This is a genomic window from Gemmatimonadota bacterium, assembly GCA_009692115.1.
In the GTDB taxonomy this organism is placed as follows: Bacteria; Gemmatimonadota; Gemmatimonadetes; order Gemmatimonadales; family GWC2-71-9; genus SHZU01.
Map to the genome: position 1 here is coordinate 214,627 of SHZU01000001.1, position 25,863 is coordinate 240,489.

18 protein-coding genes and 2 pseudogenes are annotated in these 25,863 nt (G+C 65.4%); 9 read left to right on the forward strand and 11 right to left on the reverse strand.

The window, feature by feature from the left end; genetic code table 11:
• Positions 1 to 32: 32 nt before the first annotated feature.
• Positions 33 to 893, reverse strand: a complete 861-nt coding sequence (locus EXR94_01055) for an alpha/beta hydrolase (GenBank protein MSR01317.1) — start codon at positions 891 to 893, stop codon at positions 33 to 35.
• A 168-nt stretch (positions 894 to 1,061) separates the two neighbouring features.
• Here EXR94_01055 and EXR94_01060 point away from each other — a divergent pair, with 168 nt between their 5' ends.
• Positions 1,062 to 2,309, forward strand: coding sequence for a membrane dipeptidase (locus EXR94_01060; protein MSR01318.1), 1,248 nt, complete (start codon positions 1,062 to 1,064; stop codon positions 2,307 to 2,309).
• Here the strand turns inward: EXR94_01060 and EXR94_01065 are convergent.
• Both EXR94_01065 and EXR94_01070 read right to left on the reverse strand, forming a co-directional pair.
• A complete protein-coding gene (locus EXR94_01065) occupies positions 2,257 to 2,793 on the reverse strand; it encodes a hypothetical protein (GenBank protein MSR01319.1) in 537 nt (178 codons plus the stop codon). The two genes, EXR94_01060 and EXR94_01065, sit on opposite strands and share 53 nt — an antisense overlap.
• Before the next feature lie 130 nt (positions 2,794 to 2,923).
• Positions 2,924 to 4,786 (reverse strand): CocE/NonD family hydrolase, encoded by a 1,863-nt coding sequence (locus EXR94_01070; protein ID MSR01320.1) that lies wholly within the window; start codon positions 4,784 to 4,786, stop codon positions 2,924 to 2,926.
• A gap of 102 nt (positions 4,787 to 4,888) precedes the next feature.
• On the opposite strand from EXR94_01070, the gene EXR94_01075 reads away from it, so the two are divergent.
• The 3 genes from EXR94_01075 to EXR94_01085 are packed head-to-tail and all read left to right on the forward strand — an operon-like array spanning position 4,889 to position 7,948.
• Positions 4,889 to 6,112, forward strand: a complete 1,224-nt coding sequence (locus EXR94_01075; GenBank protein ID MSR01321.1) for an MFS transporter — start codon at positions 4,889 to 4,891, stop codon at positions 6,110 to 6,112.
• Positions 6,113 to 6,127: 15 nt separating this feature from the next.
• Positions 6,128 to 7,405, forward strand: coding sequence for a S58 family peptidase (locus tag EXR94_01080; GenBank protein ID MSR01322.1), 1,278 nt, complete (start codon positions 6,128 to 6,130; stop codon positions 7,403 to 7,405).
• Positions 7,406 to 7,411: 6 nt separating this feature from the next.
• Positions 7,412 to 7,948: a DUF2127 domain-containing protein gene (locus tag EXR94_01085; GenBank protein MSR01323.1), complete on the forward strand. Its 537-nt coding sequence runs from the start codon at positions 7,412 to 7,414 to the stop codon at positions 7,946 to 7,948.
• A 198-nt stretch (positions 7,949 to 8,146) separates the two neighbouring features.
• On the opposite strand, the gene EXR94_01090 is transcribed toward EXR94_01085, so the two are convergent.
• The 4 genes from EXR94_01090 to EXR94_01105 form a co-directional block, all read right to left on the reverse strand.
• Positions 8,147 to 9,052, reverse strand: a complete 906-nt coding sequence (locus EXR94_01090) for a polysaccharide deacetylase (GenBank protein ID MSR01324.1) — start codon at positions 9,050 to 9,052, stop codon at positions 8,147 to 8,149.
• 65 nt (positions 9,053 to 9,117) lie between these two features.
• Complete coding sequence (locus tag EXR94_01095) at positions 9,118 to 10,557, reverse strand: class A beta-lactamase-related serine hydrolase (protein ID MSR01325.1); 1,440 nt, start codon at positions 10,555 to 10,557, stop codon at positions 9,118 to 9,120.
• A 56-nt stretch (positions 10,558 to 10,613) separates the two neighbouring features.
• Entirely contained in the window at positions 10,614 to 11,705 is a 1,092-nt protein-coding gene (locus EXR94_01100) for a Fic family protein (GenBank protein ID MSR01326.1), read from the reverse strand.
• Between the two features lie 81 nt (positions 11,706 to 11,786).
• Positions 11,787 to 12,992 (reverse strand): YncE family protein, encoded by a 1,206-nt coding sequence (locus EXR94_01105; protein MSR01327.1) that lies wholly within the window; start codon positions 12,990 to 12,992, stop codon positions 11,787 to 11,789.
• Between the two features lie 63 nt (positions 12,993 to 13,055).
• On the opposite strand from EXR94_01105, the gene EXR94_01110 reads away from it, so the two are divergent.
• Genes EXR94_01110 through EXR94_01120 form a run of 3 tightly spaced genes read left to right on the forward strand, consistent with a single transcriptional unit; the run spans position 13,056 to position 15,865 of the window.
• Positions 13,056 to 15,089, forward strand: a complete 2,034-nt coding sequence (locus tag EXR94_01110) for a hypothetical protein (protein ID MSR01328.1) — start codon at positions 13,056 to 13,058, stop codon at positions 15,087 to 15,089.
• Entirely contained in the window at positions 15,086 to 15,562 is a 477-nt protein-coding gene (locus EXR94_01115; GenBank protein MSR01329.1) for a hypothetical protein, read from the forward strand. Before EXR94_01110 ends, EXR94_01115 begins: the two co-directional genes overlap by 4 nt.
• Positions 15,563 to 15,616: 54 nt before the next feature.
• Positions 15,617 to 15,865: a DUF2132 domain-containing protein gene (locus EXR94_01120; GenBank protein MSR01330.1), complete on the forward strand. Its 249-nt coding sequence runs from the start codon at positions 15,617 to 15,619 to the stop codon at positions 15,863 to 15,865.
• A gap of 16 nt (positions 15,866 to 15,881) precedes the next feature.
• Here EXR94_01120 and EXR94_01125 read toward each other — a convergent pair whose 3' ends face one another.
• Genes EXR94_01125 through cysD form a run of 4 tightly spaced genes read right to left on the reverse strand, consistent with a single transcriptional unit; the run spans position 15,882 to position 23,570 of the window.
• Positions 15,882 to 19,007 (reverse strand): hypothetical protein, encoded by a 3,126-nt coding sequence (locus EXR94_01125; protein ID MSR01331.1) that lies wholly within the window; start codon positions 19,005 to 19,007, stop codon positions 15,882 to 15,884.
• A gap of 24 nt (positions 19,008 to 19,031) precedes the next feature.
• On the reverse strand, positions 19,032 to 20,765 hold the full coding sequence (locus EXR94_01130; protein ID MSR01332.1) for an SLC13 family permease: 1,734 nt from the start codon (positions 20,763 to 20,765) through the stop codon (positions 19,032 to 19,034).
• A complete protein-coding gene (gene cysN / locus EXR94_01135) occupies positions 20,762 to 22,669 on the reverse strand; it encodes a sulfate adenylyltransferase subunit CysN (protein MSR01333.1) in 1,908 nt (635 codons plus the stop codon). The genes EXR94_01130 and cysN overlap by 4 nt, the downstream gene beginning before the upstream one ends.
• Before the next feature lies 1 nt (position 22,670).
• Positions 22,671 to 23,570, reverse strand: a complete 900-nt coding sequence (gene cysD / locus EXR94_01140) for a sulfate adenylyltransferase subunit CysD (protein MSR01334.1) — start codon at positions 23,568 to 23,570, stop codon at positions 22,671 to 22,673.
• A 162-nt stretch (positions 23,571 to 23,732) separates the two neighbouring features.
• Between cysD and cysQ the strand changes: the two are divergent.
• Positions 23,733 to 24,431: pseudogene (cysQ, locus tag EXR94_01145) on the forward strand (3'(2'),5'-bisphosphate nucleotidase).
• A 7-nt stretch (positions 24,432 to 24,438) separates the two neighbouring features.
• Positions 24,439 to 24,513, forward strand: a pseudogene (locus EXR94_01150) (hypothetical protein).
• The last annotated feature ends 1,350 nt before the right edge of the window (positions 24,514 to 25,863 follow it).

Sequence of the window (25,863 nt, forward strand, 5' to 3'; positions counted from 1 at the left end):
GCGTCTCCGAGAAGTCGAGGGCGGGTTGAAGCTTATCGCTGGTTGCCTTGAATCATGACCAAGCTCAGCCGCCCCAGACGGGATTCAGCGTTGCCGAGGTCATACGGCAGGTCAAAGTGATGGCGTCCCGCTGCCTGAAAATTCGTGACCAGATGCCCCCCGGCTCGCTTTTGCTCGGCGAACTCGGCGGTCTGGCGATGGAACTCGCCGGTCTCGACCTCACCGACCGCCACGACCAGGGGAACAGCGGCGATCATCGACCGGCCGCTGGGGCTCAGGCGCTCGGCGGCGGGTTCGTCGAGGCCGAGGGCGTCATTGATGGAGGTCCCGACCAGGGGAACGAGATCGTAGACCCCGCTCAGCAAGACACCACCGGCCAGGCCGGTGACGTCGCCTAACACCATCGCTGCCAGGTGCCCGCCGGCCGACGAACCGGAGACCACGAGGCGGGCGGGGTCGAGGCTGAGGGAACCCGCTTCGGTGACCAAGTAGCGGCAGGCGTCGGCGCATTGGGCCACGATCGTGGGCAGGCGAGCGGCCGGCGCGAGTTGGTAGTCCACCACCGCGACGGCCACGCCGTGCGCGAGGAGCGCCGGCACCATGAAGGCCGATTCGTTCTTCGAGAGCTCCTGCCAATAGCCGCCGTGGATATAGATCAGCGCCGGATGGGGCCCGGGCCCCGGGGGCCGGAACAGGTCGATGGTCCCGCTCGGATCCTCTCGGTATCGCACGGTCAGGGGAGGATACGCGGCCCGCGCGGCGGCGCTGTCCCGGACGTAGGCCTCGATCTCAGCTCCGATGTCCGGGACCGTGCTACTCGGAGAGTACTCGCGTTCGAGGTGCTCTTTGGTCCAGGTTCGCCAAGCCGGGCTCGCCTGAGATGGGTCGGTCATCCGACAACCTCCAACATGAGCAGCCGGGTCAGCCCGGCTGCACTCCAAGATGCGGGGGCCCCCTGCCTCCTCGCCAGCCGATGCCGCACTTCCGATGAACCAACTGTTGTCGGGTGCCGCCGGCCCAAGTACGATTCGCGAACCTGACCCATCCCCAACAAGGTTCCGATGCGCCTCCTGACCGTCGTTCTGTTGCTCGGCCTGTGCCAACCGGCTCTGGCTCAATCCGCCGACCGCAACCTCGCCCGCGCCAAAGCATTGCACCGGGCGATCCCGATGATCGACACCCACAACGATCTTCCGGAAATGCTCCGCGAGCGGGCCGATAACGATCTGGCCAAGATGAACCCGGAGGACCGGCTCGAGAACATCGACACCGACCTCCCCCGGTTGAAACAGGGCCTGGTTGGGGGACAGTTCTGGGCCGCCTACGTGCCGGCCTCTTTCGCCGACCGCGGCGGCGCCGGGTACGCCCTCGAGCAGATCGACGTGATTCGGCGGATGACGGCCCAGTCGCCGTCGCTCGGCTGGGCCACCACGGCCACCGACATCGCGCGGGTTCACGCCGGCGGCCAGATCGCCTCGCTGATCGGGATCGAGGGCGGCTACGCGATCGAGAACTCGCTCGCCAACCTCCGGATGTTCTATGAACTCGGGGTTCGGTACCTGACCCTGACCCACGGGGGGAACACCGCCTGGGCGGATGCCGCGACCGAGGCGCCGCGGCATGGCGGTCTGACCAAGTTCGGCGAAGAAGTGGTTCGGGAAATGAACCGGGTCGGCATGATGGTCGACATTTCCCACGTCTCGGACGGCACCATGTCGGATGCGATCCGGGTGTCCGAAGCGCCGGTGATCTTCAGCCACTCATCCGCCCGGGCCCTTGCCAACCACGCCCGCAATGTGCCGGACAGCATTTTGGCATTGATGCCGAAGAACCGAGGGATCGTGATGGTGAACATCTTCCCGGGCTTCGTCAATGCGATCGCGGCCGAGCAAGCGGCCGGCATCTTGGACCGGGAGCGCGACTTCAACGCCAGGTATCCGGACGACCCCAAACGGGCGTCGAGCGAATACCTGGCGTGGCTCACCAAGACGATGAACGAGATGGAGCCGGGAACGCTCGCGGAGGTGGCCGATCACGTCGACCACATCATCAAGGTGGCCGGGATCGATCATGTCGGGTACGGCGCCGACTTCGGGTCGTTGACCAATCATCCGAAGGGGCTCGAAGACGTCTCTCGTTACCCCTACCTGACGGCCGAACTGCTTCGCCGCGGCTACACCGACGAGCAGGTGAAGAAGATCATCGGGGGCAACTTTCTGCGGGTGATGCGAGAGGTAGAGCACGTCTCGGCCCGGATCAAGCGGCAGCGCCCGGCGAGCACCGCCTTGATCGGCGACCTCGATAGGTAGCCCCTCGACCTCGGAACAAGGACCCCACGCCTTGGCGAAACCTGAATCGGCCGCGATCGCTTCCTCGAAGTAGCGAGTCGCCTGTTCGAACCCCGCCTGGTCGCGTTTGCTCCAGTGCCACCGGCCCTGCAGGAACGCCTCGTTGGCCCGCCGGTTGGTCGTCCCCGGGCCGGTTTCCGGGCGAGCGGCGAGGATCCCGACGACGCCGACAAGTCCGATCAGGATTCCCGCGCCTCGCTTCGGCACAACTGGGATCAACTGGGATCACCAGGGCCTCGGGAATTTCCGGGCGGAGCACCCGAACGGGCATCGGCGTTTCATGGAGGCGGCGGGCAATCTGGCTCTGGACAGTGGTACCCCCGAACGGGAGCTCGCCGGGGAGCAACTCGTACAAGACAACCCCGAGCGAGAAGATGCCCGACCGAGGCCCGACGTTGTCTTCGCCGGAGGCTTGCTCGGGGCTCAGATAGGACGGAGTCCCGATCTGACTGCCTTAGGCGGTGAGCGTTGCCCCGGTGGCTTCGGTCACGGCCTTGGCAATCCCGAAATCAGCGATGACCGCGAAGCTCAGGACTCTCAGGCTCATGCTCTCTCCCTTGGGGTGGGGGGTTCGGTCAGGGAATCGGCCGCGACGGCAACACATTCACCACGATCCGGGAACTCTCGGTCGGCGTCCGGTACACCCGCTGGCTCGCCTTTTGGAAATCCGATTCCTGAGCCCGATAGATATCGACGAACGTTTGCGGGTTTCGGTCCACCAGCGGGAACCAACTCCCCTGCACTTGCACGAGGAGCCGGTGCCCGCGCCGAAAGGTGTGCATCACGTCGGGCATCACGAAGTCGAGCCGGGTGACCTGCCCTGGTGTCAGTGGTTCCGGGTGCTCGAAACTGTTCCGGAATTTGGCCCGGACCACATCGCCCCGGACCAACTCCTGAAAGCCATTGGGATGAACGTCAATCAATTTAACAACCCAGTCGCCGTCGGTACCCGTGGTCGATACGAAGAGGGTCGGACTCACCGGGCCCGACACGGTCAGGTCTTCGGTAAGCAGGTTGCCGCGATAGCTTACCACGTCGGCCCGGCCGTCCCCGAAGCGCTGGTCTTCTGCCATGTAGTCGGGATCCATGTCGGTACTCAGGCCCGGGACGAAGGATACGGGTTTCGCGGGGTCGGTCACCCATTCCTCGAACGGGTTACCGGGCGTCGCCCGAGGCGCCTCGAACGACAGCGTCTTCCCGACTCCGAGGTAGATCGATCGGGCCGCGGCTTCCTTTGGGGGCCAAGTGTCGAAGGTCCGCCACCGGTTGGACCCGGTCTCGAAGACATACGCCTTGGGGTGCTTAGCCTGGCCGGCGCCCAGGAGATGGGCCTCGAAAAACGGCCGGAGGATGTTGTTCTGATACTCCTCCGAGGTGTTGGAACCGAAGCCGAGTTTGCCAACGGCCGCCCCCGGATCGCGGGCCCATTGCCCGTGGTACCACGGTCCGATCACAATGGCATTGTCGGTGGCCGGGCTCTGGCGTTCGATCGTTTCGAACAGGTGCAAGGCACCATAGAAGTTGTTGGCATCGTACCACCCACCGACCGTCAGGACCGCGGGCGTGATGTTTTTGATGTGGGGCAGGATGTTCCGCGACTGCCAGAGCGAATCGTAGGTACCGTGCTCCATCATTTCGGTCCAGCCGGGAACCTCACCCTTGAAGTATTTGGCGTCGACGTTGGCGAGGGGGCCAAGGTTCAGGAAGAACTGGTAGCCGTCGGTGGTACCGAAATCGAAGGGCCGGCCGCAGGTCATCGAGGTGCCGGTGCCCCGCCGGCCACACGCCGCCATGAAGTTGAAGGTCGAGGTCAGGAAGAAGGCGCCGTTGTGGTGGGTATCGTCACCCAGGAACCAGTCGGTCTGGGGTGCCTGCGGCGAAACGGCCTTGAGCGCGGGATGGGCCGCGATCGACCCGGCCGCGGCAAAGAACCCGCCGTACGAAATGCCCCAGAGACCGACCCGGCCGTTGTTACCCGGCACGTTCTTGATCAACCAGTCAATCGTGTCGTACGTGTCGGTGCTCTCATCGACGTCGGCGGGACCCCGTTTGTCCGACCGGTGCGGCGTCATATGCACGAAGTGGCCTTCGGAGCGGTAGCGGCCCCGCACGTCTTGGGTCACGAAAACCCAGCGGCCCGCTGCAAAGCCGGGACCCGGGCCGATGAACCGGGGATAGCTGGCCGGTCCGTACGGGGCGGCACTGTATGGTGTGCGGGTCAGCAGGATCGGCGCGGGCCGACCCGGGTCGCGGGGGCTATAGATCGCAGTAAACAACTTGACCCCGTCCCGCATCGAAATCATGGCTTCGCGCTTCTGATAGTGGGTGCGGAGGTAGCCGGTATCAGGTCCGGCGGCCAACTGCGCGTGACCGGAGGTTGGGGCGGCCACCACCGCCAGGAGCAAGCTGGCGGAACGGAGCCAACGGTCAGGGTTCATGGTCGTCGAATCTACCGCCGTTCCTACTCGGTGGCGTAGCGTCCGGGCGGATTCCGTCTATTATTCGCGCTGGCCGCCCCCCCCCATTTGAGAGACTCTGCCATGTCGTCCACGCGGACGCCAGCCCTTGGCTTCATTCTGATCACGTTATTGATCGACGTGACGGGGCTCGGGATCATCATCCCCGTCATGCCGAAACTGATCACCCACCTGACCGCCGGCACCCTGAGCGACGCGGCCCGGTGGGGCGGCTGGATGACGTTCTCGTATGCGGCAATGCAGTTCCTCTTTGCCCCGATCATGGGCGGCTTGAGTGACCGGTTCGGCCGCCGGCCGGTGCTCCTCGCGTCGTTGTTCGGTTTCGGGCTCGACTACATCTTCATGGCCGTGGCCCCAACAATCTGGTGGCTCTTCCTGAGCCGGATCATTGCCGGCATCATGGGGGCGTCCTTCACCACGGCCTCCGCCTACATCGCCGACGTTTCGCCGCCCGAGAAGCGAGCCCAGAACTTCGGGATGATCGGCGCGGTGTTCGGCATGGGGTTCATCCTGGGCCCCTTGATCGGCGGACTGCTCGGACCCTATGGCGCCCGACTTCCCTTCATCGCCTCGGCCGTCCTGACGCTCGTAAACTGGCTCTACGGCTATTTCGTCCTTCCCGAGTCGCTGGGGCAGGAACACCGCCGCCCGTTCGACTGGAAGCGGGCCAACTCGCTGGTGTCGCTGAAGAACCTCCGGAAATACCCGGTCATCCTGGGCCTGGTCGGCTCGCTGGTCCTGCTCCAGATCGCCGCCCACGCGGTCCAAAGCAATTGGTCGTTCTACACGATCGAGAAGTTCCAGTGGAATGAACGCATGGTCGGGCTTTCGATTGCGATGGTGGGACTTGCGGTCGGGATCGTTCAAGGAGGGCTGATCCGGGTCATCATCCCGAAACTGGGCCAGGTCCGGAGCGTCTACTTGGGGCTCGGCGTGTACAGTCTCGGCTTCTTCCTCTACGCCGCCGCCACGGCGACCTGGATGATGTTCGCCTTCACCGTGGTGTACTGCCTCGGCGGGATTGCCGGGCCGGCCATCCAGGGGCTGATCTCCGGTCAAGTACCGCCGAACGAGCAGGGCGAGTTGCAGGGCGCGCTCACCAGCCTGATGAGTCTGACGTCGATTGTCGGACCGCCCCTCATGGCCAACACGTTTTCGTGGTTCACCGGACCCCGAGCCCCCTTCTATTTTCCCGGTGCCGCGCTCGTGCTGGGCGGGGTCCTGACCTTAGTCGGCGCCCTGATGGCGCGCAGCAGTCTCCACAAAACCGTTGGTCGTACCACCTGACCCAGGAGCCCTGACATGACCCGCCCCGTCCTCCGGCTCGTCGCCGCCCTGTCTGCGATCGCAGCACTCGCCGCGCCTCTCACGATCCACGCGCAACCGAAATCCCGCGCCCGCGATCTCGGCATTCCGCTCGACGGGACGCCCGGTCCGCTCAATGCGATCACCGATGTGGCCGGGGTCGAGGTCGGCTTTGTCACCCTGATCAAGGGCAGCGGAAAACGCGTCATCGGCCAAGGGCCGGTTCGAACCGGGGTGACCGCGATTCTGCCCCGGGGCAAAGCCACCCTCGAACCGGTCTTCGCCGCCTTCTATGCCGGGAATGGCAACGGCGACATGACCGGTACTCATTGGATCGAGGAGGTCGGAGTGCTCGAAACCCCGATCATGATCACCAACACCTTGAGTGTCGGCACCGTCCGCGATGCGGTGGTCGACTGGATGGTCAAGCGAAACGCCCCGGGCCCGTTCTGGTATCCGGTCGTGGCGGAAACATCCGACGGCGGGTTGAACGACATGAAGGGCCTGCACGTGAAGGCCGAGCACGCGTTTCAGGCCCTCGAGAACGCGAAGGCCGGCCCGGTCACCGAGGGGAACGTCGGGGGCGGCACCGGGATGAACTGCCACGGTTTCAAAGGCGGCACCGGAACGGCCTCCCGGAAGCTGGCGGCCACTGACGGCGGCTTCATGGTCGGGGTCCTGGTCCAGTGCAACTACGGGACCAGGACCCAACTCCGGATCGCGGGCATCCCGGTGGGGCGGGAGGTCACCGGCGTCGATCCCTGCGTGGCCCAACGGATCGATCCCCCGGTCATGGCCTTCGATGGCAAGGCGATCCCGGTCTGCGCCTCGAGCCCGGCGCCCTCGGATCAGCCGGCGGAAGAACCCGAGCAGGGGTCGATCATCATCGCGGTCGCGACCGATGCGCCGCTGTCGCCCGATCAGTTGAAGCGGGTGGTCCGGCGGGTGGCGTTAGGCATGGGGCGGATGGGATCCAACAACGGCAATGGCTCGGGCGACATCTTTATCGCTTTTTCGACGGCCAATCGGGGCATCGACTGGGGCAACAGCGGCCGCTCGACCTTGCCGGCGCCGACGATGCAGCGGATCGGATCGGGCCTAATGGACCCGGTCTTCACCGCGACCGTCGAGGCCACCGAAGAGGCCATCCTGAACGCCCTGATGGCGGCTGAGACGATGGACGGGGCCGACTATCGGCGGTCGTGGGCCATTCCCCACGACCAGGTACGGGCCATCCTAGCCCGGTACAACCGGCTGACCGGCACTACTCGCTGATCAGGCGTGCCCCTACCCTCCGATCGCCCCGGATTTGGGCTCCGAGCCGTCGCCCTCCTTGAGGCCGCCAAGGGGCTTCTCGTGCTCGCGGCCGGGTCGGGCCTCTTGCTCCTGATCAACCGGGACGTCGAGGCACTCGCCGAGCGGTTGCTTGCGCATCTCCACCTCAATCCGGCCCATCACTACCCTCGGGTCTTTCTCCAGATCGCCGGGGACCCAACCCGGGCCTGGCTGGTGGCGGTCGGCTGCTCCGGAGTCAGGCGGGGTCGGCGGCCCGCGTCGTTACTGTGTTCGCGGCGGCGGGACTCATGGTGGCCGGGTATCAGGTCGGCCACAGCGGTGGTGAGCTCGTGTACCGGCATGGGGCGGCCTCGGCATACGTCGGCCAAGCGGGCACCGGCGGCGGCGACAGCCCAGCCGAGCATGGGTCGGGGGCCCGAACCCTCCCGGCTTGCTCATCCGGCCGCTCTGGACCACCCACTCGATCCGCCGGGCGGTTCGAGCCAGCCCCCTCGTCGCGGCCCCATCACAGTCATACCGTAGCGTCGGGCGACCCTGGACCGTGTCGAATGCCCAAGCCCCGATCGCGATGGGCGAATGCATGCCGACGAAGCCCGGGGTGACGAATCGGCCGCGGAGATCGACGACCCAGGTACCGCGAGGAATCGGGGTCGTGGCCCGGTCGCCGACGGCTTCGATCCATCCGTTCCAAACCAGGATGACGGCGTCCGGCCGGCAGGGTCAGTGCGGCGCCTTCACCCACTCGGCGGCGGCCCGGTGAGTTCCAAACCAGACCCCAGTCCGCTTCTTGACATGGGCCACCAACAGCTCGAGCGCCACCATCCGCGATCCGTGCCCGCTGATATGGGGATGCATGGTGAGCAGGAACATCCCGCCCTCGTCATAGGCCCGGTCGAACTCATCGATCCAGACCTGGGCCACTTCACGCGGCGGGCTGTAGGCGTTGCCGCGGGGATCGTAGAGCGGGGCGTCGTCCTTGATCCACTCGACCGGCAACTCCACGACACCGGTCGGCTTCCCGTCCGCCACTAACTCGTACGGTACGTCGTCGGCCATCAGGGAACTTTCATAGAGAAAGCCGAGTTCCTGGACGATCCGCATCGTGTTGGGGCTCATGTTCCACGACGGCGCTCGATAGCCCACGGGCCTGGTGCCGGTCAGCTTGGTAAGGGTATCGACGGCCCGCTGGACCAGTTCCTTCTCAATGTCACCCGGCAAGGTGGTGTTGAGTTCGTGGATCCACCCGTGGACCGCGAACTCATGGACCCCGGCCTGCTTGATCTGGCCCACCATTTCCGGCGTGATCATCAGGCTCACGGCCGGAATGAAGAAGGTGGCCGGGATCGCGTTCCGGTCGAGCAGCCCGAGAATCCGCCCGAGGCCGACCCGGGCGCCGTACTGCGCCTGCGAGAGCGCGCCAACCGTGGGCTCGCCGAACCGGATCGGGATGGTTTCGTTGTCGACGTCGAACGACAGCAGCACCGCCACCTTGGCACCGTTCGGCCAGATCTTCGGCTTGAGACTCTTCCCGGCCCGAACGGCACCGACCACCTTCCGAACGCTATCGATCGACCACTGCCAGCCCGGCGTAACCTTGGCCTTGGTGCCGGCATCGGCGGCGGGCATCGGCTTCTCCGCGCATCCGCCGACCCCGGCGAGCAGGCCCGCGAAGGCCAAGGCGCTGGCGCTCCTCATCGGACCCGATCCACGTACGAATCGCCGGTAATCATCCGGACCACCCGGCCGCCCTCCTCGACGAACCGTACCACCTCGCCGACGGGCCCGCCCCCCACCGGAGCGACATACCGGAAGAGCCCGTTGCCAAGGGGTTCGAGCCGAACCGGGTCGTCGACGTTCGCTCCATTGGGCGTGATGATGACCAACCGCTCGTTCAGGAGCACCACTTGGGAATCGCCCCCGCGCCCGCTGTAGAATCCTGCGAACCGGGCCCATGACGGATCCCACGCCACGACTTTGGGCTCGGTCGCCGTCGCCTTGGCCACGGCCTCGCCCACGGTGCTCATCAACTGCATCGCGATGTCGAACGGATTCGAGTCGTTCGTATTGGTGAGCACGATCACCCCGACTCGGCTGTCGAGTTGAATCAAGGTTTGGGTGGTATAGCCCGGGTACCCGCCACCGTGGCCAACATAGGTCTTGTCTCGAATCCGGTTCACCGCAAAGCCGATGGCATTGCCCTGCGTCCAGTTGTTCTCGAGCATTCGGACCCGGTGCATTTCCCGAAGCGACCCGGTGCTCACGATTTGCCTGCCGCCCATCGGCCCGGTCCGAAATTGGGCCGACACGAACTTCGCCATGTCTTCGACCGTCGAGGTGATTCCGGTGGCTGAGGCCATCCCGCGGGCGTCGACGAACGGCATCACGACCCGGGATCCGTCCGGCATCCGACGGCCGTACCCGACCGCCAAGCCGGGATCGGTCCGGTCGACACTCGACGCGGCCATGTCTAACGGCGCGTAGATGTGGTTCTGGACGTAGTCGGCCCAGGTCTCACCGCTCACGGTTTCGACGATCATCCCCGCCAGCGAGTAGGCGAGGTTCGAGTACTTCCAGCGGACTTCCGGCGAAAACGCGGCCTGCCGCTCGGTGATCAGCTTCCGGAGCTCATCCTGGGTCGGGAACTCGTAGGTCGTCCAGTGCGGCCCCGCCTCGCGCGGGAGCCCGGAGCTATGGGTCAGCAGCTCCTCGATCGTGATCGGCGCGTCGCCCGGATCGGCCGGTTTGGCATGAAACCACGGCAAATGTTTGGCGACCGGATCATGGAGCCCGAGCTTGCCCTGCTCGCGGAGCTGCATGATGGCGGTAGCGGTGAACAGCTTGCTGTGAGACGCCATCCGGAACTTGGTCCCGGCGGTCATCGGCCGCTTGGCCTGGGTGTCGGCGTACCCGAATCCGGCGGCCCAGACCAACTCCTGGTCGGCCACAACCCCGACCACGATCCCGGGGAGTCCGCGGTACGCGATCTGGCCTTCCATCCAGGCCGAGAACAGCCGCTCGGCGCCGAGGACATCGGGATTGGCGGCGGCGTTCGGCCGGGTCTGGGCGGAGAGTTGCACCGTGCAGAGGATGGCGATCGCTGCGGCGCGGTACGTCGCAAGACGGAGGAGCATCAGGACCTCGTTGGGATCTGGATGTGGATCGAAGCTGGTCCGTCGAGCCTCGATGATTAGAGACGGTAACTCGTGTTCTTACTCCCGCCAGGGTTCCGTCGCAGAAGGGCGCGCTCAACCAAGTCGTTGAGATCACGCTGCGCCGTCGGCACCGAGCACTTGCCGATCACCGACCACTTCTTGGCCGTTAGGCTGCCCTCGAACCCATCCAGAAACCGGTTCAAGACCAGTTTCTGACGCGGCGTGAACGGCTCGCGGGCCGAGCGCTCCCAGAAATCCGCCTTGGTGAGCACCGTGGCCGATACCACTCCGGCACCATCGATGGCGCGGGCCAGGCATTCAAGAAACCAACTCAGCCACTCGGTGATGTCGAGACCGCTCCGCTGGGTCCGCTCCAACAGGTCGTAGTACTGGGTCCGCTCCTTCCGGATCTGGCTCGACATGCTGTAGAACCGCTGCGACGAGCCTTCCGATTGCGCCAACGCCTGATCGGCAATGGCGCGCGCCATCCGACCATTCCCATCGTCGAACGGATGAAGCGTCACAAACCACAAATGGGCCAGGCCGGCCCGAAGCAATCCCTCCGGTTCGGTCCGGCGATTGAACCACTCGAGGAAACGAGCCATTTCGGCGGCCACCTTCGGCGCCGGCGGAGCTTGGTAGTGAACGCGCTTCCGTCCAAGCGGACCCGAGACCACCTGCATCGGACCATCGGCGTCGTTCCGCCAGGCCCCGACCCGGACTGGGCGAGCCCCCGCATAGCCGGTGGGAAACAGCGCCGCATGCCACCCGAACAACCGCTTCATGGTCAGCGGCGCGTCGTACCGCTCGGTGGCGTCGAGCATCATCTCGACCACCCCTTCGGTCCGCCGGTCGGCCGGGGTCACGCTCGCCTCGGCGACACCCAACCGCCGGGCAATCGACGATCGAACCGCCGCCCCTTCGAGAACCTCGCCCTCGATCTCCGAACTCTTGATGACGTTCTCGGTCAGCGTCGCGAGCTGAGCCTCCCGTTTGAGGTCGAAGCCCAGCCGGATCATGGTGCCCAGAAGCCGGCCCTGCTTCAGGCGGGTGGATGCCAACGACCCCAGCAGGGTGTCGACGTTCCAGCGGAATCTTGGCCAGCCCCGGCACTCCCAGACGTACATATTCTCCTCACTTTACGAGGACAATATGCACCCCCTTAAAGAGAAACGCAAGTCATTCACCCCATCTTATGAGGAGAATAACTAATGGGCCGGTTCCGTCTTCCAGAACGCGATCCCGCTGGCCTGCTGGCCAACGTCCACGGTCCCGACCTTCGCGAGTGCGGTCAGATCGTACACATCGACCTTGCCTGGGGCCGCCCCCACCCCTTCGCTGCTCACGAACGCGTACCGCGAATCCGAGCTGAGCGCCACCCCGTGGCTCACCGTGGTCGAACTCTTGAATTGGGCGACACTGGTGCCGGTGCCAAGGTCAAATACCTGGACCCCGCTGCCCTGCTTCAGCGTCGCCACGAGGAGCTTGCCATTCGGTGTGACGGCGAGATTGTACACCCCTCGACCGGTCGGAAACCGGCGGGACACGGCCCACCCGTCGCGGTCGATTTCGAGAATCTCATCGCTCTTGTTGCAGGCGACGTAGACCTTCTTGCCGTCCGCCGACGGTTGGGCCCAGGTCGGCGAGCAAGAATTCGGCTTCATCTGGTGGCGCATGCCCTGGTAGCCGACGTCAGCGGGGTCAACGGCAGGTTTGCCGGACACGGCGGCGGTTTGAAGATGGCCCCCCATTTCGCCCCGGTCCGCCTTGTCGAGCGGCTGCTCGGCACCCTTGGCCAACGAGAACCGGCGCGACACGGTAAAGGTCCGAGTATCGATCTCGACCAACTGGTCGTCCATCATGCAGCCGGAGTAGTGAAGCCGCCCGCTCGGATCGATCCGGCTCCCGTGCGGCATGGTGCAGGTCACCACCCGCGCCACTTCGGTCTGGGTCGGGGTGTAGATCACCGACTGGGACGACGGCACCATGTCACCATGGAGGTTGAAATTCGCGGCAATGGCGTAGAGCCCGTCGGGCGAGATCTCGATCGAGGCCGGGAAGTTGCCGAGCAGGGTACCCGGCCCCATCAGGGTGTCGGGTCCGAGGACATACCGCCAGTATTTGCCGTCCGGAAACCCGTGGCCGGTCGTCATGTGGAGATACTTGCCGTCATGGGAGATCACCAGCCCGTGGGGGCCTTCCATCTCGGCGGCCAACTCGCCGATCGCAATGGTTTTTTCGACCGCCGTGCCGCCGGGTCCGAACCGAATCCGGTAGATCGCGTCGGCCGATTCGGCGCCCACGTAGACCCAATAGTTGGCGGTGGGGGCGGCCGGCGCCGGCGCCTGCGCCGCCAACGAACCAGGGCCGGAGACCGCCGCGACCAGGGTCGCCTTGCGCATGAAGCTATTCATCAGCATCGTTCCATATTCCAGTAACCGCTTGAACTTCGATTTCTCGCCCGGGGACCTACTCCTATGAAGCTAATCCGTTCGTTCAGCCGCGCCATTCTGGCGACCCTGCTTGTCGTCCCGTCACTCGCGGCCCAGACCGGTCCGGTGGCCAAGTTGGTGGCCGAGCCCGCGGCCCTGACCATGCGGGCCGGCGACTCGGCGCGGGTGGTGGTCAAAGCGCTCGACGCCCAAGGCCGCGAAGTCCGCGACGCCACGATCCGGGTGTTTGCCGGCCGGCGGGCGGTGGCGTATAGCGACGGAATGGTTCACGCCTTCCAAGCTGGGAAGCACACGCTGGTGGCCGTGGCCGAACGACCCGGCGCTTGCGGCGGCGCCGAGTGCGCGCCCCTGCAACTCGAAATCGGGGTCACGGTCACCTGGCCGGCCCTCGCCAAGCTCCAAATGCTGACGGCGGCCACCCGGCTCTACACCGGCTCGACGGTGACCCACTCGGCCAAAGGCACTCATCCCGATGGCAGCGAGCGGCCGAGCCTTACCCCAACCTGGCGCACCTCGAACGCCGGGGTGGCGACGGTCGATCGGTTCGGTAACGTTCGGACAGTAGCCGCCGGCTCGGTCACGATTACCGCCGATGCCGAAGGGCAGTCCGCCAGCGTCACCCACACCGTGGCGTCCAATCCGGTCACCACGATTGCCATCGGGATTCGGGACACGACGATCCGGACCGGTGACGTGGTCGAACTCACCGCCACGGCCCGCCGCGCTGACGGGCGGCCGGCGCCGGAAGCCCCGATTACGTGGTCCTACAGCTATGTGCCCGCCGACACCGTGGGCCCCTCGGGGATGCCGGGCGGAGCGGGCATTGTCCAGTTCGGGCTCTTCACCGGCAACTACCCCGGCCGCTACACCCTGATCGCCCGGTCGGGGAACAATTTTGCCGAGCGAACCATCGAAGTGAAACCGCGGGAAGCCCGCCGGCCGATCCTGGTCACCAGCCGAGGGGAAATCAACAACACCCACACGTCCGACCTGTGGCCGTGGACCGGCAAGGATGGGCGCGACTATGCCCTCGTAGGCACCTGGGGCGGCGACGGCTGGGGACTCGTCTATGATATCACCGACCTCAACAACGTCGTCAAGACCGATTCGGTGAAGATCGATGCCCGGACGATCAACGACGTCACGGTGTCGCCCGATGGCCGTTACGGCGTCCTGTCGCGGGAGGGCGCCTCGAACCGGGTCAACGGCGTCGTGATTCTCGACTTGGCCAACCCGGCCCATCCGACAATCGCCTCGACGTTCAACCAGGAACTCACTGGCGGCGTCCACAATATGTTCGCCACCAACGACTACTTGTTCGCGGTCTCGGGCGGGGCCAAGTACATCATCATCGACGTCCGGGACATCAAGAATCCGAAGTACGTCAGCGAATACCGGCATCCGAACGCCCGGGTCCACGACCTTTGGGTCCACGACGGCATTGCCTACTCGGCGCAGGGCGGCGCCGGCACCGTGGTGGTGGACGTCGGCAACGGGAAGTACGGCGGCACGATCGAGAATCCGAAGCTGATCACGGTCTACGACGTCAACAGCGGCCACGAGATCTTCCCGTACGTCCAGGCGTCGACCGGCAAGACCTATCTCTTCATCGGCGACGAAGAGATGAACCGTTCGAACCGGGTCTGGGCCGGCACCAATTACCGCAACGAGATGACGACGCCGGGCGGCGTCCCCCAGACCTCGGCGGGATTGGTCCACATCGTCGACTTTGCCGACCCGATGAAGCCGAAAGCAGTCGGCCGGTACGAGATTGAGGACTTCGGATCCCACGACATCATCGTCCAAGACGACATCCTCTATCAGGCCTTCTACGAGGGTGGCGTCCGGTTGGTCGACGTGTCGGGCCAGTTGTTGGGCAACTTGGCCCAGCAAGGACGGGAAATCGCGGTGTTCAAGCCGTACGATCCGAAAGGGTACACGCCGAACGCCTCGTTCGTGATGAACGCGATGCCTTGGAAGGGCCACGTCCTCTTCACCGACTTCAACACTGGTCTGTGGGCGGCCCGGTTGGCGCCGAAGCAGGCGTTGACGCCTTGAACGATCCGGCCACCATTGCCATTCCCGAAGTCGGGCTCGGTGACGGGATCGTCATCGGGCCCGACTTCGTTCGCTTCAACCAACGCGACGACATCTTCAATCGGTCGGATTGGGACGTCGAGGTTTCAGGGCCCAAGGCCCGGGCATTTTACGAGGGCTATTTCATGTCCGGGGCCAAGGCCCGCGCCGTCGAGGGCTTCACGGTGTGGGACTACGCCTATCGGAACGCGTCCTGGCACATCGCCGATGTCTTCGCCGACCTGAAGCGTGACGACGGCCGCCACGAGGGCTTCACCGACCTGTTCACGGCCCATCGGCCGGGCAGCGACCAACCGCTCCCGGTCGCCAACCCCGCCGCGATGACCATGGAGGTGAAGCGGATCGCGAAGTCGTTCGGCGCTGGCCTGGTGGGCGTCGCCCGGTTCGACGAGCGACGGAAGTCGACTACAATATCCGGCCCACCAACGAGATGATTCTCGCCGCGCTCAGCCGGTTGGCCGACGGGCGTTAGGGGTCATCACCAGAGCATGGCCGCCCCGAAGGACCACCCCAACAATCCGTTGCACGGAATCACGCTCCACCGAATGCTCGACGAACTCGTCGAGCAGGTCGGCTGGGAGCGAATGGGCCGGGAGGTCACGGTCGCCTGTTTCACCACCAACCCGAGTGTGGCGTCAAGCCTGGCGTTCCTTCGACGCACCCCGTGGGCCCGCGCCAAGGTCGAAACGATGTACTTGACCATGATCCGAACACCCACGAGGCCACCGAGAAACTAAGCGACCACCCGGCGCGCTATTCCCGCCGCCACCACGGCGCGGGCAACCGAACCCAAGCCGGCCAGATTTGGTCGAGCGTCTCGCCTTCGTAGAGGACGCCGTTCTTCATAACGAAACGGATCGACGTGGTGTTGCGGATGTTCACCAGCGGATCGCGATCGAGCACCACCAGATCGGCCAGCTTGCCGACCTCCAGGCTCCCGAGGTCCCGACCGAGACCTAACGCCTCGGCGCCGTTGATGGTTGCCGACCGGAGGATGTCGTGGGGCGCCATCCCACCCTCGGCGAGCAGGCCCATCTCCCAGTGGACCTGCAACCCCGGCATTTCGCCGTGCCCGCCGACGGCGACGTTGCCCCCGGCTTTCTGGATCGCGTTCGCGCCGGCCGAGGCCTCCCGATAATTGTAGTCCTCGTCGGGATGGCCGAGCATGGTGCCGGCCGAGCGGCGATAGAGTTCGTCCGCGGGTACGAAGCGCTGGAGTTTGACGTTGCGGTAAGCCTTTTCCCGCGGCTGGACCCGGTAGATCGGGAGGGCCCCGCCGAAGGTGACGAGCAGCGTGGGGGTGTAGGTCATGCCGCTTTGGCCAAGGAACTCGGCCACGTCCCGGAAAATCGGCGTCGTCGGCACCGAGTGTTCGTTGCCGCTGAACCCGTCGATCGCGTGGGTCAGGTCCATTTTAGTATCGGCGCCGCCCTCGGTGGTCGGCATCAGTCCCAACTCGCGACAGGCCTGGACCATCCATTGGCGTTGTTGGCGGTTGCCGACGATGTAGGACTTGATCAGGTGGGTGCCGTAGTCATCGCGATACCGGGTCAGCAACCAACGGGCGTCCTCGAGCGACCCGAAATTCCGCTCGGCGAAGATGCCGGGGCCGGTCGAGAACACCCGGGGGGCCAGCACCTCACCGATCTCGGTCAGGTCGGCGTAGGCGAAGACGTCCGGTCCGGTCTGCGGATCCCGAATCGTCGTCATCCCGAACGCGAGGTTCGCGTACGACAACCCACCCTCCGGCTCCAGTAACTCGTGCCGCTGGCCCAGGTGGGCGTGGACATCGACGAAGCCCGGGACGATCACCTTGCCAGACACGTTGATCACCCGGGCACCCGTTGGGAACGGGACCGTACCCTGGAGGCCGAGCGCCACGATCCGGTTGTTCGTGATCACGAGGTCGGCGGGCGTGATGATTTGGCCCGAGCGCATGGTGAGGAGTTTGGCACCCCGGAGCACGACACTCCCGGACGGCCTGGCTCGCGGCACTTCGACGACGAGGCGGTGCTCCTGAACGCCGAGGCGGGCGGCGACCGCTGTCCGGCTGAGCCGAGCCCCGTTGACCCAGGCGAGCGTGGCGCCATCCAACGACCAGGTGAAGCCGGCGGGCGCCCCTTCCCCGACCAGTACAGCGCCGGAGGACGGGTTTGCCACCTCGACGACCGGCGGCTGGGCCGGATTCTCGGCCGGCAACGGAAGGTGGTACAACCGTTCGTCGAACATCGCCGCAAGCCGGGTCCCATCCGGGCTCAGGCGGAGTTCCCCCGGGCCGGCAAAGAAGCCCGGAGCCGGCGGCAGCACGGCAACCGTCCGGCGGCCTCCCCCATCGAGTTCGATCGCCACGAGCGCATTCCCGGCCGCGGCCAAGACCCGGCGGCGATCACCACCGAAGTGGGGGCGCCTGGCACCTCCGGCGGCGGCAACGCGGCGTCCCTTTCCTCCCTCAGCCGACAGGATCATCAGATCGGCATCGGGCGGCACGCCGGTGACGGCATGACTCGAACTGGCGGCCCCGCGAAGCACGACGATACTGTCGCCGGCCGGCGTCCACACCGGGTCGGCCCACAATGCCGGAACCTCGGAGAGACGCACCGGCTCTCCCGTCCCGTCACTCCGCGCCTTCCACAGGTACCCGCCTTCAGCGCCCCAGGTGACGAACGCGAGCCACCGGCCATCCGGCGACCACGCCGGCATGAACTCACGGGGATGTTCCGTGGCGGTTAGGCGCTCAGTCACCGTGCCTTCACGAGTGGCTAAGTAGATCCGGGCCAGAACCGAGAACGCCACCCGGCCATCCGAGAAGAGGGCCGGCTGCTGGATGATCCGGCCTCGCACCGGCGCGTCGGTCAACCGCGTGGAGAACCGAAGCGGCTCCTCGAGGTCCGCGATGACCGTGGCCTGGAACGGAACCGCCGCGTCCGGCCCTCCAGCGACCGCGAGTTCGTGGATCTGGCCCCCGTACCCGGCGATCACCGCCCTCGAATCAGGCGTGAAGGCATAGTTCGGCAGCAGATCGCGGGAGGCCCGCGACTCGAGTTCGTTCCGCTGCAACGGGAATTTGAGCCACCGTTCTCCGCCGGTCACGAGATCCAGGGTCCGGAGCCCGGTCTGGCCCCGGCTTTGGGCTCCGTACACCAGCCACCGTCCATCAGGCGAGATGACCGGTTTGATTGCGACGCTCTTCTCGAGGACCAGCGAGCGGTCGGTGCGAGTGGCAAGATCGTGCTGCACCACCACGCTCTGGGCCCGCACGGTGCTCCGCGCGACGCTGGGCGTCACGCTCGCATAGTAGAGGGACCGGCCGTCGGGGCTCGGATACGGGCCGTACCCGCCCGGCGCGGGGGTGGACACGAGTTGCGAGGGCGGACCGTTTCGGTTCGGGATCAGCTTTTCGCCGGCTCCGGTCGAGACGTCGAATCGCCAAATCTCCGCGGCGTTGCGACCTTCGACCACCGTGGCGTACACCACCCGCCCGTCAGGAGACCACGCGGGCGAGATAACCAGCGACCGAGGAATCCTGGTCAGTTGCCGCGGATTGGTCCCATCGGCCGCCGCAATCCACACATTATCGGACCCGCTCCCGTCACTCACGAACACCAGCGACCCGCCGTCTGGCGAGAATCGCGGTTGCGATTGGAAGGCCGTCCCGGTCAGTATCGGCGTCGCCTTCCCGCCCTTCCGAGGCAGCCGATAGAGATCGCCGAGTAGCTCGAAGACGATGGTCTGCCCGTCGGGCGCGACGTCCAGCGACACCCAGGTCCCCTCGGTCGTCGTGAACGTCACGGATCGCGTTTGGGAGACACCGCGAGCTGACACGGCAGCGAGCAACGCAACAACGAATACCCCACGCGTCACGGGCGACGGGACGATCATGGCAACTCCAGCGGTTGACTGGGGCTAGTAAAAGGGGAAGAACACCGGGATGGCAAGCAGCGCGACGATCAAGAACACGATCGCGATCGGGAGGCCGCCGCGGACGAAATCAGATAGGGTGTACCGTCCGGGCGACATCACCATCAAGTTCGTCTGATACCCGTACGGCGTGATGAAACTGCAACTCGCCCCATAGAGCACCGCCATGACGAACGGCATCGGGTCGAGTCCGAGTTTCTGGGCCACGCCGACAGCCACCGGGAAGGCCAGGGCCGCCGCGGCGTTATTGCTCATCACCTCGGTCAAGACCCAGGTGACCAGCAGGATGATTCCGAGCGCCCAGTAGGGGCCGACATTTTCCGCCCCGGTCAGGAGGCCGCCGGCCAGGAGTTCCGCGGTACCGGTGTTGATCATCACCTGGGAAATCACCAGGGCCGATGCCAGGATGATGATCAGGCTATACGGCATGTTCCGCCGCAAGTCGCTCGACTTGACGAGGCCCGCGGCCAGAAAGAGCGTCAGTAGAATGAGCAGGCCCTTCAGAAAGTCGAACACCCCGGCTGCCGAGAGGATCACCACGGCCAGGAACCCGGCTAGCCCGAGGAGCCCCTTTCGCTGATCCACGAACTTCTGCACCTCGCGGCGGGAGACGACGACGAAGTTTCGGGCCAGGTTGTTGCGTTTCTCGAAGTCCTGACCGACCACCAGGACGAGCGTGTCGCCCACCTCGAGCGGCACGTTGGCGATGGCGCCAGCCAGTCGTTCGCTGCCCCGTCGCACCGCGATCACCGCCGCGTCGAACTGGGAACGAAAATCGGCTTCCTTGATCGTCCGCCGGGCCAGGGTGGAGTGGACGGCCACGACCACCTCGACCAAGTTATCGGTTGGCAAGTCGTAGTGGTCCCCGTGGGTCTTGAGCCCGTCGAACTGGGCCAGCACATCGAGCCGGGTGATGTCGCCGGTGAAGACCAGGACGTCGTTGGCCTGAATCGCCTCGTCCGGCTCGACGGGCACGATGACCCGGCCGCCTCGGACGATTTCGGTGAGAAACAAATGAGCCAGATTCCGGAGCCCATTGGCCCGCACCGAGCGGCCCGCCAAGCGAGAGGTCGGGCTCACCGTGGCCTCGAGGAAGTAGTCCGACGCCACATCGTCCACCGGCGGCTGTTCCTTGAGAATCGAGGGATACAGGAGCACCATCGTGATTCCGCAAGCCACCACGATCAGAATCCCGACCGGGAACAAATCGAACATGTGGAGCGCCGGCATCTGGCGGCCGACCAGGAGGCTGTTCACCAACAAATTGGTGGAGGTACCCACCAGGGTCAGGATCCCGCCGAGCGAGGCGGCGAAGCACATCGGGAGCAAGAGACGCGATGGTGAGTGCTGCCGCGATTGGCGGAGCGGGCCAAGCAGTGACGCCACCACGGCCGTGTTGTTCAGAAATGCCGAATAGGCGGCCGTCGCGACGTAGAGCTTGGTCAAGGCCAGCCGATAGGGGCCCCGGACCACCCGATCGGCCGCGGCCTCGAGCAATTGGGCCTTGTCAAGCACCACCGACAGCAACAGCAGCACCACGACCGTGACCAAGCCGGTATTCGTCAGTTGCCGGAGGCTGGTGTCGATATCGACGTAGTCGATCAGCACAAACGCCAGCGCCACTCCGCCGAACACGGTGGCGGGCGACCGCTTGTCGCGCACCAACTCGACCACGAGGACGACCAGGGCCAGGGTCACCACCGCTTGTTGCAGGGTCATGGATCGATCAACCCCAGCACCCGGAGGCGCTCGAGGACCTGATCCGCCGCCTGCTCGGCCGTCGTCCCCACGGTATTGACTCGCAGGTCGGGTGTCTCCGGCGGTTCATAGGGTGAGTCGATACCGGTGAAGTTGGTGAGTTCTCCCCGGCGAGCCTTCTGGTAGAGACCCTTGACGTCCCGCGACTCCGCCACCTCGAGCGGGGTGTCGACGTGGATTTCAACGAACTCATTCTCGCCGAGGAGACTCCGGGCCAAGGCCCGCTCGGAGCGGAACGGTGAAATGAATGCGGTCAGCACGACCAGCCCGGCGTCAACCATCAACTTGGCCACCTCAGCCACCCGACGAATGTTCTCGACCCGGTCGGCGTCCGTGAAGCCAAGATCCTTGTTCAGACCGTGGCGCACGTTGTCGCCGTCGAGGAGGTAGGAATGCCGCCCCATGGCGTGAAGCCGCTTTTCGACCAGGTTGGCGATCGTGGACTTGCCGGCCCCCGAGAGGCCGGTGAACCACAGCACCACCGGGCGCTGGCCCTTGAGGCGGGCCCGGGCGCTCTTGTCGATGTCGAGGTGCTGCAGATGGATGTTATGGGAACGCCGGAGCGCAAAATGCAGCAACCCGGCGCCGATCGTGTTGTTGGTCATCCGGTCGATCAGGATGAAACCGCCGCTATCCCGGTTGGTGCTGTAGGGGTCGAACGCCACCACGCGGTCGAGGGCAATGTTGCAGACGCCAATCTCGTTCAAGTCGAGTTTCTTGGCGGCCAGGTGCTCCATCGTATTGACGTTGACCTTGTATTTCGGCTCGGTGATCGTGGCGCTGACCGTTCGAGCGCCGATCTTGAGCAGGTAGGGCCGGCCGGGCAACATCGGCTCATCGGCCATCCACACAATGGTGCATTCGAATTGGTCGGCGACTTCGGCCGGCGACTCGGCGGCGGAGATGAGATCCCCACGCGAAATATCGATCTCGTCTTCCAGCGTCAGGGTCACGGACTGGCCGGCCACCGCTTCGGGCAGGTCGCCGTCGACGGCCACGATCCGAGCCACCCGGCTTTCCCGGCCGGACGGCTGGGCCCGAATCCGGTCGCCGGGCTTGACGGACCCGCCGGTGATCACGCCGCAGAAGCCCCGGAAGTCGAGGTTCGGCCGGTTGACCCACTGGACCGGCAGGCGGAGCGGACCGGCTTGAAGAGGTTCCTCGTCGATCTCGGTGGTCTCGAGAAACTCCATCAACGTCGGCCCGTGGTACCATGGCGTTCGCGGGCTCGGGTCGACCATGTTGTCGCCCTTGAGGCCCGAGAGCGGGATCGAGGTGATGTCGGCGAGACCAATCTGCTCCGCAAACGACCGGTACTGCTGGTCGATCTGGCGGAAGGCCGGCTCCGAGAAATCGACCAGGTCCATCTTGTTGATCGCGAGGACGACTTTCCGAATCCCGATCAGACTCACCAGGTAACTATGGCGGCGGGTCTGGGTCAGAACCCCTTTCCTGGCGTCGATCAGGATGACCGCGACGTCGGCGGTGGAGGCGCCGGTAATCATGTTCCGGGTGTACTGCTCGTGCCCCGGGGTGTCGGCCACGATGAACTTCCGCCGGTCGGTACTGAAGAACCGGTAGGCCACGTCGATTGTGATCCCCTGCTCCCGCTCGGCGGCCAGACCGTCGACCAGCAGCGCGAAATCGATCTCGCCGCCCTGGGTGCCCCATTTCTTCGAGTCGGATTCGATGGCGGCGACTTGGTCGTCGAACAACATCTTTGACTCGTAGAGCAGGCGACCGATGACCGTACTCTTGCCGTCGTCGACCGACCCACAGGCAATGAACCGGAGCAGGCTCTTTCGTTCGTGTTGGTGCAGATAGGCTTCGATGTCGCTCGCGATCAAATCGGAAACATGGGCCATATCAGAAGTACCCTTCCTGCTTCTTCTTCTCCATCGACGCGGCGGTGTCGTGATCGATCATCCGACCCTGCCGCTCGGACGTCCGGGTCAGGAGCATTTCTTGGATGATCCCGACCAACGTGTCGGCCTCTGACTCGATCGCGCCGGACAACGGATAGCAGCCGAGGGTCCGAAACCGGACCTTCTTCATCATCGGCGTCTCACCAGGCAGGAGCCGCATCCGATCGTCGTCCACCATGATCAGGGTGCCGTCCCGCTCGACCACCGGACGCAGGGCGGCGAAGTACAGGGGCACGATCGGAATGTTCTCCAAGTGGATGTACTGCCAGACGTCCAGCTCGGTCCAGTTCGAGATCGGAAACACCCGGATCGACTCGCCCTTGTGCTTCCGGCCGTTGTACAAGCGCCAGAGCTCCGGACGCTGGAGCTTGGGGTCCCACCGGTGTTGGTCGCTCCGGAATGAGAAGATCCGTTCCTTGGCCCGCGACTTTTCTTCATCGCGCCTGGCGCCGCCAAAGGCCGCGTCGAACCCGTGGAGATCGAGCGCCTGTTTGAGGCCCTGGGTCTTCCACATGTCCGTGTGGATCTGCGAGCCATGGTCGAACGGATTGATGCCCAACGCCTTGGCTTCCGGGTTCTGATACACGAGCAACTGCATGCCCAACTCGCGGGCCATCCGCTCCCGGAGCTGGTACATCGCCTGGAATTTCCAGGTGGTGTCCACGTGGAGGAGCGGAAACGGGGGCGGAGACGGATAGAACGCTTTCTTCGCCAGGTGCAGCATCACGGCGCTGTCCTTGCCGATCGAATACAACATGACGGGGTTATCGCTCTCGGCGACGACCTCCCGCATGATGTGGATGCTTTCGGCTTCCAGGCGCTGCAAGTGGGTGAGTTTCATGGACCAATTCGGTAATGCGTTCTGATCGGTGTCCCGGCGCTGTGTGTATATTGGCTGCAGTACCCCAGAAAAGGCAGGTCCGTCGTGGACGAACCGGTGATCGCGGGGGCCAGTTGGCAAGCCGAGGTCATCGCCATCACCCGGGCCGCCGGCGCCGCGATCATGGAGGTCTACGCCACCGACTTTGCCGTGCCGGGCAAGAAGGACCGGTCGCCGGTGACCCAGGCCGACGACCGGGCCGAGGCCATTATTACCCCGGCCTTGGAGCGCCTGGCCCCAGGAATACCAGTGGTGGCTGAGGCAGCCGTGGCGGCGGGTCATACCCCTGGAGTCGGCGACTGGTTTTGACTGGTCGACCCCCTCGACGGCACCAAGGAATTCATTAGCCGGAACGGCGAGTTCACCGTGAACATCGCCCTCGTGCATCGGCACCGCCCGGTGTTCGGCGTGGTGTTGGCCCCCGCGCTCAACCGGCTGTTTGCCGGCGCGGTTGGCCACGGGGCCTATGTCGAAGATGACGGCGGCCGGCGGCCGATCCGGTGCCGAACCGTACCTGAATCCGGATTGGTGGTAGTGGCCAGCCGCTTCCACAGCGATACCGCGACGCTCGACGCATTCCTTCTGGGGCGCCGAGTGGCCTCGACCACCAATGCCGGCTCGTCCCTCAAGCTGTGCTTGGTGGCCGGCGGGGAAGCCGATCTCTATCCCCGCCTCGGACGCACGATGGAGTGGGATATCGCGGCCGGTCATGCAGTCCTGGCTGCGGCCGGCGGGCAAGTCCGGACCACCGGCGGCGAGCCCCTGCGGTACGGCAAGCCAGGGTTCGACAACCCTCATTTCGTGGCCGAAGGTCTGACCTAACGAGCCATCGTCCAGTCCCACTGGGCCCCGGCCCGCGCCACCGCCCGTTCGACGTCATCTTGAAGGAGCATCCGCCGCGTGACCAGACCCTCGGCCGCCCGGCGGGCCGCGGCCAGATAGGCCGTCCGATTCGGATAACGGCTCGCGATGCTTGGCCGGGGGTCGTTCGCGGCGGTCCGCTCCGCTTCGGTCCGCGGGAGCGGCAGATAGGTCCCGAGAATCCGCGTCATCTCGGCGGTATCGCCGGGCTGGCCCCACCGGAGGTTCCAGGGCAGATAGCTCGCCAGCGGGGCCTCGATTTCCACGCTTCGAACCCCGCCCACTTCATTGGCCAACGAGTCCACTTGCGGCACCAGCACCGGAAACGGCGCCCCGACTCCCGGCGGCTCTTGGTCGGCGATGCCCTGGCTCCATCGAGGCCCAAAATCGAGCCGGTCAGGCTGGTGCACGACGGTCGGGCGGCCCAGGTCCGCAATGACCGGTAACCGGAAGCGGTCGAGCGGCACGAGCTGGCCCCGGTCGATCCGGGGATAAACCGACGGCGGCGGTTCGGTTCCGTGCCGCACCCACTCGATCAGACTGACCAGCAGCGCCCGAAGCGGCAGCCGGTAGTCGAGCGGCTCGCTCCGGTAGGCTCGGGACCCGGGATGGCGGGAGGTCTCGACCGGCGGAAACGGACCCGGCACGTGCTGCCCGCCGGCCAGATGATAGACTCGCTCGTTAGGCGGCACCAGGAGGTCGCGGGCCCCGTCCGGCGTGGTGTGAATCAGCGACGCGGCGCGGCCCCAGTACTCGTAGCCGGTGTTGGTCTGGAACACCCGCGGGAGATGGGCGGGGTTGAATTGGTGAGCATAGAGACCATCGCGGAGCCCAGTGACCGGATCGGCGGCCGCAGTACCGGCAAACGGAAACAGATCGGTTGGATAGAAGAACGCATCGAACCGGTGCCCGTCTCGCGACGGTTGGGCAAACCGGTGATTGAAGCTGCCCCGCCCCGCGCCGGCCACGTGGACCAGCAGACCGTCGAACACTTTCCGGCCCTGTTCGTCGGTATTGAATCCCTGGTAGAGAAAGTGGCGGAGGAGGCGGCCGGTCTGCGACACCCCAATGCCGACGACGTACTTGGCGGGAAACGGGCTGTCCGGAGAATGCTTCGCAGCGCTCATCGCGTCGCGAATGACCGCGAGACCGAGGCCAGCCACCTTGGGGTTACGACTCCGGTACACCAACTCATAGATCTGGCCCGGTTCGAAACCCCCGGCCATGTAGACGGACGCCGGATCGTCGACTGGAGCATCCCCAACTTCCCGCGCAAACCGCCACTCCGTCCGGGGCACGATCTGCCGGGCGGCATATCGCCCGGACCGAACGGTGAGGACGTTCTCGGGCGACCCGGGATCGGCCACCGGGTACCCGGTGTGATTTCCGTGGG